Below are 15,297 nucleotides of genomic sequence, written 5' to 3'. Positions count from 1 at the left end.
TTCAGTCGGCGAAGAGGGGCGGTCGGCTCAGAACGCACGCCTGACGGCCAGTGCGGTGTTGATGGCGCGGCTGAGCTTGCTGGCGTAGGCCGGGTCGGTGGCGTAGCCGGCGCGCTGCAGCTCGGTGGCAAAGGATTCGGGGGTATGAGCCCCGATCCGGTCGGCGACCTGGGCATATCGCGGGCTGTTGGTGATGAGGCTGGCGTAGTCGCGCAGCGAGTCCTCGTACGAGTCGTAGGCGCGGAAGCGGGCGCTGACCTTGCGGGGTTCGCCGTCGATGTACTCGGTGGTGGTGACCTCGGCCACCGCCCCTTTCCAGCCGCCCGTGGCCTTGATGCCGAAGAGGTTGTACGAAGGGCTGCCGTCGGCTCGCAGGATCTCGCTTCGGCCCCAGCCGGTTTCGTGGCCGGCCTGGCCCAGCATGTAGCTGGCCGGAATGCCGCTTTCCTGCTGCACGCGTTGAGCCGCCGGACCGAGGGCAAGGACAAAGTTTTCCTGCCGTTCGCTGGGCGTGGCATTCGGCGCCAGGCGCGTGCCGAGCGAAGACGGACGCAGGTTGCGGCCGTAGGCGAAGGTGTCGAGCGTCGAGCCTTCGGAGCCGTTTGCGCCTGACGCAGGGCCCGGACCGTTCGCCCCGCCCTGGCGCAGCAATTGCCGTTCGATGAGCTCGGACAGGCCGCCCGGGCGGCCCGACAGCGAGACCGACAATTGCTGGTCGAGCAGATCGGTGGAGATGTTTTCTCCCTGGCTTTCCATCATGCCGGACTTCATCGTGGCCTCGCGCATGCTCTTGATCAGTTCACGCATGAACAGCGACTCGAACTGCCGGGCCGCTTCCTTGATGGCCTTGGGATCGCCACCGGCGGCATGCTTGAGTCCGTCGAGCGAACGCGCATCGGCGGCCAGTCCGGCCTGGGTGCCGGCCAGGCCGAGGGTGGACGGTGTCGTCATGGACACGTCAGATGATCTCCAGCTCGGCGTTGAGCGCCCCGGCAGACTTGATCGCCTGCAGGATGGAAATCAGGTCCTGCGGATTGGCACCCAGCGTGTTGAGTGCGCGGACCACGTCGGTCAACTGGGGCGAGGCGGGCAACTGCACCAGCGCGCTCGGGGTCTGTGCCACCGAGATCTCGGACTGCTGGGTGACCACGGTCTGGCCGCCCGAGAACGCGCCCGGCTGGCTGATCACCGGCGTGGTGCTGATGACGATGGACAGGCTGCCATGGGCCACCGCACAGGCTCCCAGCGTGACGGCCTGGTTGAGCACGATGGAGCCGGTACGTGAGTTGATCACGACCTTGGCCGCCGGTGTGGGTACGGTGAGTGCGAGTTCCTCGATGCGGGCGATGAAGGCGACCCGATCGCTTGGTGCGGCAGGTGCCGCGACCTCGATGGTTCGGCCGTCGATGGCCTGCGCCAGGCCGTCGCCGAGGCGGCCGTTGATGGCCTGAACGACCAGTTGCGCCGTGCTGAAATCGACCGAGTTGAGATTGAGCGTGACGGTGTCGCCTTGCTGCAGGCCGGTGGCCACGGCCCGTTCGACCTGCCCGCCCGCCGGGATGCGCCCCCCGGAGAGCTGGTTGATCTGCACCTTGCTGCCGTTGGCCGAGGCTCCGGCGCCGCCCACCACGACATTGCCTTGCGCCAGGGCATAGATGTCGCCATCGGCCCCGCGCAAGGGGGTCATGATGAGGGTGCCGCCGCGCAGCGACTTGGCATTGCCCATCGACGACACATTGATGTCGATGGTCTGCCCCGGTTGCGCGAACGCGGGCAACTGCGCCGTGACGATGACCGCGGCCACATTCTTGGGCTGCATGCGCGACTGGGCCGAGGCCGGCACGGTGATGCCCATCTGCTGCAGGTAGTTGGCCAGGCTCTGCGTGGTGAAGGGCACCTGGGTGGCCTGGTCGCCCGTGCCGTCCAGACCCACCACCAGACCGTAGCCGGTCAACTGGTTGGTTCGCACGCCTTGCACGGAGGCGACTTCCTTGACGCGCAGGGCATGCGCAGGCATGACGGCGGCCATCAGGACGGTCGCTGCCAGCAGAGCGACAGCGGGCAAATGCCTGGCGCTGGCGCTGCGGGGGATGGAAAGGGCGTTGGGTCGCATGATGCCGGTCGGTGTGGGGTTCGGTGCGCTCAGAACGGCAGCGCGGTCAGGAAGAAGCGGGCCAGCCAGCCGATGGCCTGGGCTTCGCCGGCTTGTCCCTGGGCCTTGGATTCGATGCGCACATTGGCCACCTGGGTGGAGTTGACCAGGTTGCCCGGCTGGATGGTGCGCGGGTCGATGGTTCCGGAAAACCGCAGCACGTCGACGTTCTCGTTGACGCCGATCTGGCGTTCGCCGACGACGATCATGTTGCCGTTGGGCAGCACCTCGACCACGGTGGCCGACATGGCGCTGGCAAAGGTGTTGGCGCTTTCCGTGCCGCCCTTGCCCGAGAAGGTGTTCGACGAGGACGCCCCCGCATCGAGCCGGCCCAGCGTGCTGCCCTTGAGGAAGGGAAAGGCCGTGATGCCGCTGCTGACCTCGCCGGTCTTGCCGACGCTCGAGCTCTGTTTCTGGCTGGCGCTGACCCGCTCGACCATGTTGATGGTGAGGGTGTCGCCCACCAGCCGTGCGCGGCGATCCTCGAAGCCCGGCCGGAAGGTATGGGTGTTGAACAGGCTGCCGCTGTTGGCGCGCGTGGCGTAGGCGGGCATGACGGGGGCGGGCTGGCCGGGCTGCACGCCCGGGCCATAGGCATTGGGCTGCGGCTGGTAGAGATCCACCTTGGGCGAGGCACACGCAACGCACAGCACGGCCAGGGCCAGCGAGGCCAGTACACAAAGCAGTCTGCTGAACGGGGTGGGGCGGCTCATGGCGGATAAAGGGGAATGTGCGTTGCGTTGCGGCGAGGAGAGGAAGGCGGTTGGCTCAGAGCTGCGAGAGTTTCTGCAGCATCTGGTCGGACGTCTGGATGGCCTTGGAATTCATTTCGTAGGCGCGCTGGGTCTGGATCATGGTGACCAGTTCCTGCACCACGTTCACATTCGATGTCTCCAGAAAACCCTGGGTGATCGTGCCCAGGCCCGCCGTGCCCGGCGTACCTTCGGCAGGCGTGCCCGATGCCGCCGTTTCCGCATACATGTTCTGGCCCAGCGGCTGCAGGCCGGCCGGGTTGATGAAGCTCGACATGGCGATGGTGCCCACGGTCTGTGTCGCGGTGCTGCCCGAGACCATCGCGGTGACCGTGCCGTCCTCGCCGATGGTGATGTTCTTGGTTTCCGGCGGCACGGTGATGCCGTTGCCCACGGGCAATCCGGACGCGGTCACCAACTGGCCCTGTGCGTCGACCTGGAAGCTGCCGTCGCGGGTGTAGGCGGTCGTTCCGTCGGGCATCTGGATCTGGAAGAAACCCTGCCCGTTGATGGCCACGTCGAGCTGGTTGTTGGTCTGCTGCAGGCTGCCCTGGGTGAACGAACGGCTGGTCGCCACGGTGCGCACCCCCAGGCCGATCTGCAGGCCGGTGGGCAGGTTGCTGGTCTCGGTGCTGGCGCCCCCGGCTTGCCGGAGGTTCTGGTACATCAGGTCCTCGAAGACCGCGTTGGCGCGTTTGAAACCGGTGGTCGAGACGTTGGCCAGATTGTTGGCGATCACGTCCAGCTGCGTCTGCTGGGCTTCCATGCCGGTCTTCGATATCCAGAGGGAATTCATCATGGTGGGGCAGCTCCTGCGAATGTTTAACGTGAAGCCAGCAACTGGCTGGCGGCTTTGTCGTTGGCTTCGGCGGTCTGCACGAGGCGCATCTGGGACTCGAACTGGCGGGCGGCCTGGATCATGCCGACCATCGCCGCGATCGGATTGACGTTGCTGCCCTCCAGCGCACCGGTCTGCACCCGGGCCGTGGCGTCGGTGTCCAACTGACCTTGCAGGGGCGCACGGAAGAGGCCGTCGGCACTGCGCTCGATGGGGTTTTCCGGGGTCGGCGTCACCAGTTTGAGGCGGCCGATGCTGATGGGCAGTTGCCCGTCGATCTGCACGCTCACCGTTCCGTCGCTGCCCAGCAAGGGCTGCGCGTTCTCGGGCACGACGATCGGGCCGCCGCCATCGCCCAGCACGGTGAGCCCGTTGGCCGTCACCAGCGAGCCTTCGCTGTTCACTTCGAAGGCGCCGTTGCGGGTGTAGGCCTCGGTGCCGTCCAGCCCCTGCACGGCAAAATAGGCGTTGCCCTGAGCCATGGCGTCCAGCGGACGGTCGGTGCGCTGGGCACTGCCGGGCTGTTCCAGATGGCCTGCCGTCGCCTCGACGGTGAAGACCCGCGTGCTGGAGCCGTCGCCTTCGAGCGGCACCGCGCGGAACATCGACAGCTCGGCCCGGAAACCGTTGGTCGAGGCGTTGGCCAGGTTGTTGGCCAGCACCGACTGTCTTTGTGCAGCGGCGCTGGCGCCTGTCATCGAGGTGTAGATCAAGCGGTCCATGGCGGGGCTTTCCGGTGCTGAGAGGGGCCGCGCCTCAGCGCAGGTTGACGGCGGTCGACAGGATCTGATCCTGGGTCTTGATGGTCTGGGCATTGGCCTGATAGGCACGCTGCGCGGTCATCATGTCGACCAGTTCGGCCGTGAGATCGACGTTGGCCTGCTCCAGCGAGCCGGCCTGCAGGACACCGAAGGAGCCCGAGCCCGGCACGCCGTCGAGGGCCTGGCCCGACGCCTGGGTCTCGAGCCAGTAGCCGTTGCCCGTGACACCCAGGCCCTGCACGTTGCGGAAGTTGGTCAGTGCGATCTGGCCGGCTGCGAGCGTCTGGCCGTTCGAGTAGCTGGCCGTGACGACACCGTCCTGGCCGATGGTCATGTTGATCATCCGGCCCGTGGTGTATCCGTCCTGCTGCAGATCGACCACGGCAAACTCGGCGTTGACCTGCTTGGACTTGCTCAGGTCGAGCGAGACATTGAAGGTGCCGTTGGGCGAGCTCAGGGCCAGGGTCTGGCTGCCGCCGGCAGTCAGCGTGCCGTTGGCGTCGAACGACACCGACGTGCCGGTGGCCGTGGGCGCGGCGCCGTTGACGCTGGTGTACACATCCCACTGGTTGTTCGCGGTCTTCGAGAAATACAGGCCGACCGGCACTTCGAGGCCTTGCGCGTCGTAGGCCTTGAAAGTCGTGCCGTACGTGGTCACCGGCGTGCGGGGAACGGCCGTGGCGGCCACTTCGGCCTTGGCATCGAGTGTGAACTCGGCGGTGATGGCGGTGCTTTGTTTGGCGTTGACGACCTGCGAGGTCGCCAGGTTGAGCGGGGCGAGCGCGGAAGTCACGCGCTGGCCCTTGGCGTCGGTGGCGTAACCGAGCAGCTTGGCGCCTTCGGCTGTCACGATGTTGCCCGTGCTGTCCATGTTGAACGAGCCGGAGCGGGTATAGGCTCGGGTGCCATCGGGCATCGACATCGGGTAGAAACCGGAGCCGTTGATGGCCACGTCGAGCGCGAAGCCGGTGTTCTCGATGTTGCCCTGCGTGAACTGCTGCGTCACGCTGTTGACGGTGGTGCCCAGGCCGCCGCCGGTGTCGGCGTTCGATCCGACGATGCCGATGCTGTTGGCATACATGGCCGAGAAGTTGGCCCGCGACGCCTTCATGCCTGTCGTGTTGGCGTTGGCGATGTTGTGGCCGATGACGTCGAGGTTGCGACTGGCGGCGTTGAGGCCGGATAGGCCTTGCTGGAAACTCATGGTCTGTGCTCCTGGGCGGCGTGTGAGGGGATGCGGCTGAATGGCGGTCAGAACACCGCTTTGACCTTGCTGTAGGGCAGCGACTGGCCATCGTCGAGTCGCACGGCGAGACTGCCGTCGGATTGCAGGCCGACCGACTTGACGACTGCGGTGCTGTAGGGGGTGGCTGCGACCGTGGCCTGCCCGTTGGTCGCGCTGGCATCGAAGACCAGTTCGGTGTCCGGGTAGTTGCTGGCGTCCCACTGGAAGCTGTGCTGACCGGCGCCGAGTGCGCCGAGCTTGACGGTATCGAGCACGGCGCCCGAGGGGTTCTTGATCTGCACGGTGACATTCGAGGCGGTGCCGGCCAGCTCGAAAGTGCCGTAACCCACCTTGTCGGCCACGGTGAGGCTGTTGCCCTCGTACAGCACGCCGTGCCCGACCATGGTGCCGCTTTGCAGCAACTGGCTGCCGTTGATCTGGCTGGCCAGACCGGTGACGGTGGTGTTGAGCTGCTGGATGCCGGTGACCGTGTTGATCTGCGCGATCTGCGAGGTCATCTCGGCGTTGTCCATGGGGTTGAGCGGATCCTGGTTGTTGAGCTGTGCGATCAGCAGTTTCATGAACCGGTCCTGCGCGTCCTGGCTCGTGCTGCCGCTGACCGAGGTGGCGTCGAGCGAGGAGGACGGCTGGTAGACGTAGGAGGTCGGGGCGGATGCGATGGAGGTGGTCATGGCGGGGTCTCGGCGGGTAGGGCTTACTGGCCGAGCTGCAAGGTCTTGAGCAGCAGGCTCTTGGCGGTGTTCATCACTTCCACGTTGTTCTGGTACGAGCGCGAGGCGGAAATCATGTTGACCATTTCCTCGACCGGATTGACGTTGGAGTAAGTCACGTAACCCTCGGCGTCGGCCTGCGGGCTGCCGGGCTCGAGCACGCGGCGGCCCGGTGCATCGTTCTCGCGCACGGCTGTGACCGCCACACCCGGCGTGGCGGCATGGCCCATGGCTGCGGTGGTGAAGACCACCTCGCGGGCCTTGTAGGCCTTGCCGTCGGGGCCCGCGGCTGCATCGGCATTGGCCAGGTTGCTGGCGACGACGTTGAGGCGCTGGGTCTGGGCGCTGACGGCGCTGCCCGAGACGTCGAAGATCGAAAACATGCTGGTCATGGCGAGGTCCTGGTTGAGCGGGCGCGGTCTTATTGACCGGTGATGGCCGACAGCATGGTTTTGGACGAACCGTTGAGAAAACGCAGTGCCGCCTCGTAGCGCACGCTGTTGTCCGAGAAGGCGGCACGCTCGCGGTCGAGATCGACGGTGTTGCGGTCCAGGCTGGGCTGGCTGTGTGTGCTGTAGGCGAGATCGCCGCCGGACACGCTGCCCGCACCCAGGGTCGGGACGGTCAGCGGGATATGGCGGGTGTGTGCCGCGACGCCGACGGCAGGGCTGGTCGAGGCCGTGGGAGCCCGAAGGCTGGAGGAGGGCAGGCTTGCGGCTTGCAAGGCCTGCGAGAACTTCATGTCGCGAGCCTGATAGCCTGGCGTGTCGGCGTTGGCGATGTTGCTGGCGAGCACGGTCTGGCGCTCGGCGCGCAAGGCCAGGGCCTTGGCCTGGAAGTCCAGCCCGGCAGTCAGTTTGTCCAGCATATCCACGCCTCTCGTGATGGATTGAGTTGTATTGAATTATCAAAGCCGACCTGCCGGGATAAGGGCCGAAGAGCACACGGTTTAGCCCGCTGTTCGGCGCTTTGGGTCAGGGTGCCCCGCCCTAAAGTGCTGGTCGTGGCAAAGCGTGAAGGTCGGATGGATACCGTGCACGCGGTCGTTCCAGGCCACGCGCGTGCCGCGACCCCCCATCAACTCCGTGTGCCCTGTCATACGCTACAGAAAGACGCATCCGAATGACGTGCACCTCTCCCGCGTTCCGTGCAGGCCTGCCGCGTGCCGCCCGATGGCTGGCCGGCTGCGTCTGCATCGCTTGCGCTGCGATGGGCGTGTCGACGGTCCGGGCTCAGAGCGCCGCGCAGGCGGTTTCGGCGCCTCCCAACGAGGTCGGGCGCATCACCCTCGATCCGCGGCTGGGCCGCGAACACCTCGAGCCGGTGGCTCGTGCCGCAGCGCCCTCGACGGCCGGTGCACCGGCCGCCGGTCAGCCGCCTCAGCCTGCCGCCGGCGACGTTCTGGCAGGTGTGGACGAACGCAGCGGACTGGATGACCCGGGCCGTCGGTGGCTGGGCGAACAGGTGCAGCAGGCCCAGGCACTCGCGGGCGGCGCGCTGCGCATGGAAGTGATCATGGGCGCGCTCGACGGCCGTCTGCGTCTTGCACCGTGTTCGCGCATCGAACCCTATCTGCCGGCAGGCAGCCGCCTGTGGGGCCGTGCCCGCGTCGGTCTGCGCTGTACCGAAGGGCCCGTGCGCTGGAACGTGTTCCTGCCCGTGACCGTCAAGGCCTGGGGGCCTGCGTGGGTCCTGCGCAATCCGGTGCGGGCCGGGCAGGTGCTGGCCGAGGACGACGCGCAGCCGGCCGAAGTCGACTGGGCGAGCTCGCCGGCCCCCGTGCTGGCCGACAGGGCGCAGTGGCTCGGGCAGATCGCCGCGCGCGCCCTGCCGGCCGGACAGCCCCTGCGGGATTACATGGTCAAGCGGCCGGATATCATCGTGCAGGGCGATACGGTGCGGGTGCTGGTGAACAGCGGGACCTTCCAGATCACGGCCTCGGGCCAGGCCATGGGCAATGCCGCGAAGGGCCAGTCGGTGCGGGTCAAGCTCGATACCGGCCGCACGGTTTCCGGGACGGCCGTGGCGGAGCAGACCGTGCAACTGCGCATTTAGCAGCTTTTTCTTACAATAAAACCTCAAGTTCACACCTCAGCCGCCGATATCCCTGGAAACACCAGCTGCCAAGCTGATGATCGGAGTGCACCATGAAAATCGAACCGTCCCTCGACCCCTCGCTGAGCACCGACGCCCAGGCCTTCCAGGCCCGTGCCGCCGGTGTACGTGCGCAGGCCGGCGAGTCCGTCGCGACGCCCGCCGCCACTGCCGGCAGCGGTGTGAATGTCACCAACAGCCTGCGTGCACTCAACCAGAACTCTGCGGCCCATGCCGGAATCGACCTCGACAAGGTCGCCGCCATGCGTGCAGCCATTGCCGACAAGACCTACCAGGTCAACCCCGAGGCGATCGCCGACAAGCTCCTCGCGAATGCTCAGGAAGTCATGTCGCGCTCATCCATCTGATCTCCCGTTCTTTTGACCAGCCCCATGACATCGCCATCGTCCACCCCCCAGGCCCAGCAAGCCTTGCAGGCCCTGGAAAAGCAGGTCCAGGCCATGGGGCAAGCCCTTGCCGATGGCAACCTGGATGTCGTTCTCGCCACCAGTGCTGCCTTGCGTGACAGCTCCAGCCGGATGCACGAACTCATGCTGTCGCTGACCGAACACACCTGGACGGAGGGCGAAGGCGAACGCATACGCCGGGCCCGTGCAGCCACCAACGGCCTGCAAGAACAACTGGCTCGCCGCCTGTTGCAGATCGAGGAAGCACTGCAGGCCGTGTTGCCCGAAGCCGCCGTGAGCCACGAGCCGACCTACCAGGCTGCCGTGCAGCCCGGGGTTCCGCGCCATGGCAGTGCGGCACGGCTGTACCGCACCCAGGGCTGAGGGCCTTCGGACGGCCTGATCCCCTGGACGGATCCCTGACGGCATGCGCCCAGGGAGAGAGGGCGATCAGTGATTGCGCATCTTGGTTCGCAGCCGCGCAATCGACTGACTGTGCAACTGGCAGACGCGGCTTTCCGTGATCTCGAGCACCAGGGCGATTTCCTTGAGGTTCATGTCCTGTTCGTAATACATGCTCATGATGAGCTGTTCACGCTCGGGCAGGGTCTTGATCGCCGCGACCAGGCTTTGCCGCATGCGGTGGTCCTGCAGCAGGTTGACCGGATCGGCCTGGGTGTCGCCCAGGTTGCGGTCGAGAAAACTGCCTTCTTCGTCCCCATGCCCGGGCATGTCTTCGAGATACACCAGTTGCGTGCCGCGAACCCGGCCCAGCAGGCTCTGGTACTCGGCGAGCTTCAGGCCCAGTTCGGCGGCGATCTCGGATTCCTGCGGCTGGCGGCCCAGGGTCTGCTCGAGCCGGTGCAGGGCCTTTTCGATGTCTTTCTGACTCTTGCGGGAGCTGCGGGACATCCAGTCCACTTCGCGCAGCTCGTCGATCATGGCCCCCCGGATACGCTGCGAAGCAAAGGTCTCGAACTGCACCCCCTGCGAACTCTCGTAGCGGGTGAGTGCGTCGGCCAGTCCGATCATGCCGGCTTGGACCAGGTCGTCGAGCTCGACGCTGGCCGGCAGCTTGATGATCATGTGATGCGCGAGCTTGTGCACGAGCGGCAGGTACTGCCGGATCATGCTGTCGCGATCGAGGCGGCCAGTGGCGTTGTACATGGCGTGGTGTTCCGGTGGCTCAGGCGGCGTAATGGCCCGCCGGGGCAGGCGCGTAGGCCGTTGCGCCCTGGTCCTGGGCAAAATAGAAACTGAGCTCTTCGTCCGGCTCTTCGCGGCTGGTCCTGCGGGCGGCCTGGGCGCCGGCGGCCAGCGCCTGCGCCACCAGAGCCGCGCCGTCGGGCAGGTGCCAGTCGTCGGCGACTCGCTGGCCATCGCACACGCCGCGCAGCCTGGCACGGTGGCCGATCAGGGCGCACAAGGCCGGAGCGAGGCGATGGGTCTCGTCGATCTTGGTCAGCATGGCCTGGGTGCTGCCGAAGCTGCGCAGCACCTGCTCGAGCGTGTCCTGCGGACTGTTGGCGTTGAGCACCACGATGCGATTGACGAACGGCAGTTCCAGCGAGGCCAGCAGTTCCTGAAGACGCGGGTCGGCGGGCGAATAGCCGGCGGTGTCGATCAGCACCAGGCGGCGGCTGGCAAACAGCTCGAGCAGGGATTGCAGATCGTGACGGGAGCGGGCCTCGTGTGCCACGACGCCAAAGGGCTGGACCTGCGCACGCAACTGCTCGAGTGCCGCCGGGCGACTCGTGTCGAAGCTGATGAGGCCGACACTGCCCGGTCCGTGTTGCACGGCATGCTGACCGGCCAGTTTGGCAATGGTGGTGGTCTTGCCGACACCGGTCGGTCCGACCAGGACGTGCACGCCGCCCTCGGACAACAGCGTCTGATCGGACGAATCGGCGCGGAGATTGTGGGCCAGCACGCGCTGCAGCCACAGCAGGGCCTGGGGGCCGTCCAGGCCTTGCGGCAGTTTTTCCAGCAGCTTGCGCGCCAGCACGGACGAAAAACCTCCACGTGCCAGGGCCAGCATCAGGCTCTGGCGCAACGGATCCTGCCGGGCCTGGCCAAACCAGCTCAGGGTGTTGAGCCGGGTGTTGATCATGTCCTTCATCATGCGCAGCTCGTCGGCCAGCCGCAGATTCTCTGCGCGGGTGGTCTGGATCTCGGCCGTGCCCATGCGCAGTGCCGCCGTGTGCAAAGTCGTGGCGTCCGGCATGCCCGCGGCTGCAGGCGAAGGCATGCCCAGCGCGGCCGATCCGGTCGTGGCGGACAGGACGATGCCGGACGCAGACGCTTGCCGCGGGGCCACCTGCCGGTCCTGCTCGATTCGCTCGGCCCGGGCTCGAGCCCGCAATTCCTGCAGGCGCAGGGTTTCGCGTTCCACACGGAGTTCTTCGTGCAGGCGTGCAATGGCTGTCGCGGCGCTGGCGCTGTCGTCGGCTCCGCCTTCGGCCGTGGCACGGAAGAGCGGCAGGGCATGCACGGCGGAGGGCAGGGGCGCGTTGGCCTGTCCGGCGCCGCGCCCTGTGCCAGTCCCTTCCATGGGGGGGACTGCCGAAGTTTGCAGTTCGCCCGCTTCCGGCGAGGCGGCCGGTGAGTGTCCGGTCGCTTCGCCGGTTGGCTGGCGGCGCAGCATGCGTTCACGGACGTAGTCCTGGAACGACAAGGTGCTCATGGCCAACTGCTCGGTGTCGCTTTGCACGGACGTGGTCTCGTTGGGCATCGCGGGGGCCGGGGGGGGCTCCGGGCTCCGGGCTGCCGCGACGGGTGCCTGAGCGGGTTGCGCCGGAACGGCCGACGTGGCTGCCGGCGAGCTCGCCGCAGCGGGTGCGGGTCTGGGGGCGGGTGCCCGGGCCGCTGCCGGTGGCAGGGGCTGCCCCAACTGCGCCAGTTCGTGTTCCGAGGTGACGGTCACTTCCACCCCTTCCGCCGACGCGCGGGTGGCCAGGATCACGGCATCGTCGCCGAACACGGCACGGGCGCGGGCCAGTGCTTCGCGGGTGTTGGGCGCCAGGAATCGATGGATGTTCATGTCGTTGCTCCTCGGATCACGGGTCCGATCCGTATCGTCTGGTTCTCGGGGATTTCACTGTGGGCCAGCACATGCAGGCGTGGCGCCTTGCGGCGCAGCAGGCGTGCCATGGTCGGGCGTATGGCATCGGGCACCAGCAGGCACGCGGGCAGACCCTGTTCTTCCTGCTGCTGGGCCAGGCTGCCGGCGTGGTTGACGAGCATGTCGGCCACGCCCGGGTCGAGCGCCGGGCCCTGTGGATTGGTCAGCGCCTGGATCAGCAGGCGCTCCAGGTTGGGTTCGATGGCCATCACGTCCAGTTCGGCGACGGGGCCGTAGATCTGCTGCACGATGGCAGGAGCCAGCGCAATGCGCACATGGCGGACCAGTTCGGCCGCATCGGTCGCGCCGGCGTTCTCGGCCAGACACTCCACGATGGTGCGCATGTCCCGGATATGCACCGATTCTTCGAGCAGCAACTGAAGCACCTTCTGCAGCGTGGCGATGGACACGAGCTTGGGCACCACTTCCTCGATCAGCTTGGGCACGTGCTGGCCGATGTAGTCCACCAATTGCTGGGTTTCCGTGCGGCTGAGCAGCTTGGCTGCGTGCGTCTGCACCACGTGCGACAGATGGGTGGCCAACACCGTCGAGGCGTCGACCACGGTGTAGCCGGCCATCTGGGCTATTTCTTTCTGGCGTTCCTCGATCCACTGCGCGGGAAGGTCGAAAGCCGGGTCGCGGGTCGAGGTGCCGATCAGCGGCGTGGTGATGCCGCCCGGATTGATGGCCATGTACATGCCGGGGAATGCTTCGCCTTCGCCCACGACCACACCGCGCAGCGTGATGCGATAGGCGCCGGGCTTGAGATCGAGGTTGTCGCGCACGTGCACGGCGGGGGGCAGGAAACCGACTTCCTGCGCGAACTTGCGCCGCACCGCCTTGATGCGGCTGAGCAGGTCGCCGTTGCGGTTCTTGTCGACCAGGGCGATCAGGCGATAGCCCAGTTCCAGCCCCAGCAGGTCGACGGGTTGCAGGTCGTTCCAACTGGCGTCCACATCGCCGGGCGGGGCGGGGGCGATGGCGACGTTGGCGTCGGCCACGGGCTTGCGCGAGGCAGCATAGGCGGCGTAGCCGATCAGGCAGGCAATCGTCAGGAACACCAGGTGCGGCATGCCCGGGATCATGCCCAGCAGACCCAGGATGGCCGCGGTCAGGGCCAGGACCCGGGGTGAGCTGAAGACCTGCTGGACGATCTGGTGGCCGACATCGCTTTCGCGTCCGACGCGAGAGATCACCATGGCCGCGGCGACCGAGATCAGCAGCGCGGGGATCTGCGCCACCAGCGCATCGCCGACGGCCAGCAGGATGTAGCTGTCGGCCGCCTGGCTGGCCGACAGTCCGTGCTGCAGCATGCCGACCGCCAAGCCACCGACGATGTTGATCACCAGGATCAGAATGCCCGCGATGGCATCGCCGCGCACGAATTTCGAGGCGCCGTCCATGGAGCCAAAGAAGTTGGCCTCTTCGCCCACCTCGGCACGGCGGCGGCGGGCTTCCTTCTCGTCGATCACGCCGGCATTGAGATCGGCGTCGACGGCCATCTGCTTGCCCGGCATGGCGTCCAGCGTGAAGCGGGCCGAGACCTCGGCCATGCGTTCGGCGCCTTTGGTGATCACGATGAAGTTGATCACCACGATGATCATGAAAACGATCAGGCCGACGGCGAAATTGCCGCCGATGAGGAAATGCCCGAAGGCCTCGATCACCGCGCCGGCCGCCCCGGCACCCGTATGGCCTTCCATCAGCACCACCCGCGACGAGGCGACGTTGAGCGACAGCCGCATCAGCGTGGTCAGCAGCAGCACGCTGGGGAAAGAGGCGAAGTCCAGCGGCCGGATCATGTAGGCCGCCACCATCATGACGATCAGCGACGAGGCGATGTTGAGCGTGAAGAAGGTGTCCAGCAGCCACGGCGGCATCGGCAGCACCATCAAGGCGAGGATGGCGATGACGAGCAGTGGCGCGGCCAGCGCGTTGGCGCCGCGCAGGTTGCGCAGGGCCGAGTGGCGCAGAGCGTGCAACTGGTTCATGCGTCACTGCCTTCGGTGGTCGTCAGCCTGGCCGCGACATGGTGCGGATCGAGCTCGACCGGCACCTCGGGATCGGGCGGTTCGACGGGCATCTGGCCCTGTCCGCGCAGGGCGGCGCGCAGGCGGTACAGATAGGCCATGACCTGGGCCACTGCGGTGTAGAGGCTGCCGGGAATCGGCTGGTCGATCTCGGCGTGGGCATACAGCGCCCGAGCCAGCATGGGCGACTGGATCACCGGGATGCCGTGCGTGCGCGCGACATCGCGGATGCGCATGGCCAGCAGATCGGCCCCCTTGGAGATGACCTGTGGCGCCTGCATGGTCTGCTCGTCGTAGCGCAGCGCCACGGCATAGTGGGTGGGATTCATCAGCACCACGTCGGCACGCGGAACGGCGGTGATGCTGGCGCGCTGCGTGGCCTTGCGCTGCAGCGATCGCTGGCGGCCCTTGGTGTGCGGGTCGCCTTCCGACTCCCGGTTCTCCTGCTTGACTTCCTGGTGCGACATGCGCAAGCGCTGGTGATGGAAGTAGGTCTGAAGCGGCACATCGACCAGCGCCACAGCGAGCACCACCAGCAGCATCAGGCCCACGCCGGCCAGCAGCCAGTTGGCCAGGTAGGTCACGGCTTCGGGCGAGGGCTGAAGCACCATGGCGGCCACCTTGTGCAGGCTGCCTTTCACGTAAGCCCAGCCCAGCGAGCCGATGACGCCCGCCAGTATGCAGACCTTGACGAGCTGGGTGAGCTGCTGTTTGCTCAGCAGATTCGAAATGCCGGAGAGCGGGTTGATGCGTTTGAGATCGGGGGTGATCGGCTTGAGGCTGGCGATCCAGCCGCCCGCGGCGACCGTGCTGATCAGGCTGGCCATTGCCACCAGGAAACCGACGGCCGCGGCGCAGGCCAGCGCAGCGAGAGCCAGCCGGCGCAGTCCGGGCAGCATGCTTTCGGCGCTGTCGAGCGCATGGCTGTCGAAAGTCAGCTGGCCGGCGAGTCCGGTGCGCAGGGTGTCCGTGATCCAGGGGGCCAGCAGCAGGATGGCCACCGTGCCCGTGCCCAGCACGGCAAGGTGCCCCAGATCGCGCGAGCGCGCGACTTGGCCGTCCCGGCGCGCTTGCTGCAGCTTGCGCTCGGTGGCGGGGAGTTGGCGGTCTTGGCTGGATGACTCCATGGGCGGATGTATCCGACAGTGCTGGGGATGAAGCTCATTGTCGGAAAACCCCCCGCGAT

General features: G+C 66.9%; 16 protein-coding genes. 3 read left to right on the top strand and 13 right to left on the bottom strand.

What is annotated here, in order from left to right; genetic code table 11:
- Positions 1 to 27: 27 nt before the first annotated feature.
- Genes flgJ through flgB form a run of 9 tightly spaced genes read right to left on the bottom strand, consistent with a single transcriptional unit; the run spans position 28 to position 7,327 of the window.
- Positions 28 to 957 (bottom strand): flagellar assembly peptidoglycan hydrolase FlgJ, encoded by a 930-nt coding sequence (gene flgJ / locus EC845_RS05305; protein ID WP_370451240.1) that lies wholly within the window; start codon positions 955 to 957, stop codon positions 28 to 30.
- Position 958: 1 nt separating this feature from the next.
- Positions 959 to 2,113 (bottom strand): flagellar basal body P-ring protein FlgI, encoded by a 1,155-nt coding sequence (locus EC845_RS05300; protein WP_123296127.1) that lies wholly within the window; start codon positions 2,111 to 2,113, stop codon positions 959 to 961.
- Positions 2,114 to 2,142: 29 nt separating this feature from the next.
- Positions 2,143 to 2,865: a flagellar basal body L-ring protein FlgH gene (locus EC845_RS05295; RefSeq protein ID WP_123296126.1), complete on the bottom strand. Its 723-nt coding sequence runs from the start codon at positions 2,863 to 2,865 to the stop codon at positions 2,143 to 2,145.
- Between the two features lie 55 nt (positions 2,866 to 2,920).
- Positions 2,921 to 3,703 carry a flagellar basal-body rod protein FlgG gene (flgG, locus tag EC845_RS05290; protein ID WP_123296125.1) on the bottom strand — a complete coding sequence of 261 codons (783 nt, stop codon included), beginning with the start codon at positions 3,701 to 3,703 and terminating at the stop codon, positions 2,921 to 2,923.
- Positions 3,704 to 3,726: 23 nt separating this feature from the next.
- Positions 3,727 to 4,464: a flagellar basal body rod protein FlgF gene (locus EC845_RS05285; protein ID WP_123296124.1), complete on the bottom strand. Its 738-nt coding sequence runs from the start codon at positions 4,462 to 4,464 to the stop codon at positions 3,727 to 3,729.
- 34 nt (positions 4,465 to 4,498) lie between these two features.
- Positions 4,499 to 5,707, bottom strand: coding sequence for a flagellar hook protein FlgE (gene flgE / locus EC845_RS05280; RefSeq protein WP_123296123.1), 1,209 nt, complete (start codon positions 5,705 to 5,707; stop codon positions 4,499 to 4,501).
- Positions 5,708 to 5,754: 47 nt separating this feature from the next.
- Entirely contained in the window at positions 5,755 to 6,420 is a 666-nt protein-coding gene (locus EC845_RS05275; RefSeq protein WP_123296122.1) for a flagellar hook assembly protein FlgD, read from the bottom strand.
- A gap of 23 nt (positions 6,421 to 6,443) precedes the next feature.
- Positions 6,444 to 6,851, bottom strand: a complete 408-nt coding sequence (gene flgC / locus EC845_RS05270; RefSeq protein WP_123296121.1) for a flagellar basal body rod protein FlgC — start codon at positions 6,849 to 6,851, stop codon at positions 6,444 to 6,446.
- A gap of 29 nt (positions 6,852 to 6,880) precedes the next feature.
- A complete protein-coding gene (flgB, locus tag EC845_RS05265; RefSeq protein ID WP_123296120.1) occupies positions 6,881 to 7,327 on the bottom strand; it encodes a flagellar basal body rod protein FlgB in 447 nt (148 codons plus the stop codon).
- A gap of 254 nt (positions 7,328 to 7,581) precedes the next feature.
- On the opposite strand from flgB, the gene flgA reads away from it, so the two are divergent.
- From flgA to EC845_RS05250, 3 genes are all read left to right on the top strand, one after another.
- Positions 7,582 to 8,514, top strand: a complete 933-nt coding sequence (flgA, locus tag EC845_RS05260; RefSeq protein WP_233597932.1) for a flagellar basal body P-ring formation chaperone FlgA — start codon at positions 7,582 to 7,584, stop codon at positions 8,512 to 8,514.
- Between the two features lie 92 nt (positions 8,515 to 8,606).
- A complete protein-coding gene (gene flgM / locus EC845_RS05255; RefSeq protein WP_123296119.1) occupies positions 8,607 to 8,921 on the top strand; it encodes a flagellar biosynthesis anti-sigma factor FlgM in 315 nt (104 codons plus the stop codon).
- A 24-nt stretch (positions 8,922 to 8,945) separates the two neighbouring features.
- Positions 8,946 to 9,344, top strand: a complete 399-nt coding sequence (locus EC845_RS05250) for a hypothetical protein (RefSeq protein ID WP_148077249.1) — start codon at positions 8,946 to 8,948, stop codon at positions 9,342 to 9,344.
- 66 nt (positions 9,345 to 9,410) lie between these two features.
- Here EC845_RS05250 and EC845_RS05245 read toward each other — a convergent pair whose 3' ends face one another.
- Genes EC845_RS05245 through EC845_RS05230 form a run of 4 tightly spaced genes read right to left on the bottom strand, consistent with a single transcriptional unit; the run spans position 9,411 to position 15,238 of the window.
- Positions 9,411 to 10,127 carry an RNA polymerase sigma factor FliA gene (locus EC845_RS05245; RefSeq protein WP_123296117.1) on the bottom strand — a complete coding sequence of 239 codons (717 nt, stop codon included), beginning with the start codon at positions 10,125 to 10,127 and terminating at the stop codon, positions 9,411 to 9,413.
- A 19-nt stretch (positions 10,128 to 10,146) separates the two neighbouring features.
- Positions 10,147 to 12,000: an AAA family ATPase gene (locus EC845_RS05240; RefSeq protein ID WP_123296116.1), complete on the bottom strand. Its 1,854-nt coding sequence runs from the start codon at positions 11,998 to 12,000 to the stop codon at positions 10,147 to 10,149.
- Entirely contained in the window at positions 11,997 to 14,072 is a 2,076-nt protein-coding gene (gene flhA / locus EC845_RS05235; protein ID WP_123296115.1) for a flagellar biosynthesis protein FlhA, read from the bottom strand. The genes EC845_RS05240 and flhA overlap by 4 nt, the downstream gene beginning before the upstream one ends.
- Positions 14,069 to 15,238: a flagellar biosynthesis protein FlhB gene (locus EC845_RS05230; RefSeq protein ID WP_123296114.1), complete on the bottom strand. Its 1,170-nt coding sequence runs from the start codon at positions 15,236 to 15,238 to the stop codon at positions 14,069 to 14,071. The genes flhA and EC845_RS05230 overlap by 4 nt, the downstream gene beginning before the upstream one ends.
- Positions 15,239 to 15,297 lie beyond the last annotated feature (59 nt).

The organism is Comamonas sp. BIGb0124 (genome assembly GCF_003752175.1).
In the GTDB taxonomy this organism is placed as follows: Bacteria; Pseudomonadota; Gammaproteobacteria; order Burkholderiales; family Burkholderiaceae_C; genus Comamonas_F.
The sequence above is the reverse complement of the archived record's forward strand: the minus strand, read 5'-3'. Positions and strand labels throughout refer to the sequence as shown.

Excerpts from the sequence above, each read along its gene's own strand:
- flgE (WP_123296123.1), bottom strand. The coding sequence starts at position 5,707 with ATGAGTTTCCAGCAAGGCCTATCCGGCCTCAACGCCGCCAGTCGCAAC.
- EC845_RS05285 (WP_123296124.1), bottom strand. The coding sequence starts at position 4,464 with ATGGACCGCTTGATCTACACCTCGATGACAGGCGCCAGCGCCGCTGCA.
- EC845_RS05245 (WP_123296117.1), bottom strand. The coding sequence starts at position 10,127 with ATGTACAACGCCACTGGCCGCCTCGATCGCGACAGCATGATCCGGCAG.
- flgA (WP_233597932.1), top strand. The coding sequence starts at position 7,582 with ATGACGTGCACCTCTCCCGCGTTCCGTGCAGGCCTGCCGCGTGCCGCC.
- flgG (WP_123296125.1), bottom strand. The coding sequence starts at position 3,703 with ATGATGAATTCCCTCTGGATATCGAAGACCGGCATGGAAGCCCAGCAG.
- flgB (WP_123296120.1), bottom strand. The coding sequence starts at position 7,327 with ATGCTGGACAAACTGACTGCCGGGCTGGACTTCCAGGCCAAGGCCCTG.
- EC845_RS05300 (WP_123296127.1), bottom strand. The coding sequence starts at position 2,113 with ATGCGACCCAACGCCCTTTCCATCCCCCGCAGCGCCAGCGCCAGGCAT.
- flgC (WP_123296121.1), bottom strand. The coding sequence starts at position 6,851 with ATGACCAGCATGTTTTCGATCTTCGACGTCTCGGGCAGCGCCGTCAGC.
- EC845_RS05250 (WP_148077249.1), top strand. The coding sequence starts at position 8,946 with ATGACATCGCCATCGTCCACCCCCCAGGCCCAGCAAGCCTTGCAGGCC.
- EC845_RS05275 (WP_123296122.1), bottom strand. The coding sequence starts at position 6,420 with ATGACCACCTCCATCGCATCCGCCCCGACCTCCTACGTCTACCAGCCG.
- EC845_RS05295 (WP_123296126.1), bottom strand. The coding sequence starts at position 2,865 with ATGAGCCGCCCCACCCCGTTCAGCAGACTGCTTTGTGTACTGGCCTCG.
- EC845_RS05240 (WP_123296116.1), bottom strand. The coding sequence starts at position 12,000 with ATGAACATCCATCGATTCCTGGCGCCCAACACCCGCGAAGCACTGGCC.
- flgM (WP_123296119.1), top strand. The coding sequence starts at position 8,607 with ATGAAAATCGAACCGTCCCTCGACCCCTCGCTGAGCACCGACGCCCAG.
- flhA (WP_123296115.1), bottom strand. The coding sequence starts at position 14,072 with ATGAACCAGTTGCACGCTCTGCGCCACTCGGCCCTGCGCAACCTGCGC.
- EC845_RS05230 (WP_123296114.1), bottom strand. The coding sequence starts at position 15,238 with ATGGAGTCATCCAGCCAAGACCGCCAACTCCCCGCCACCGAGCGCAAG.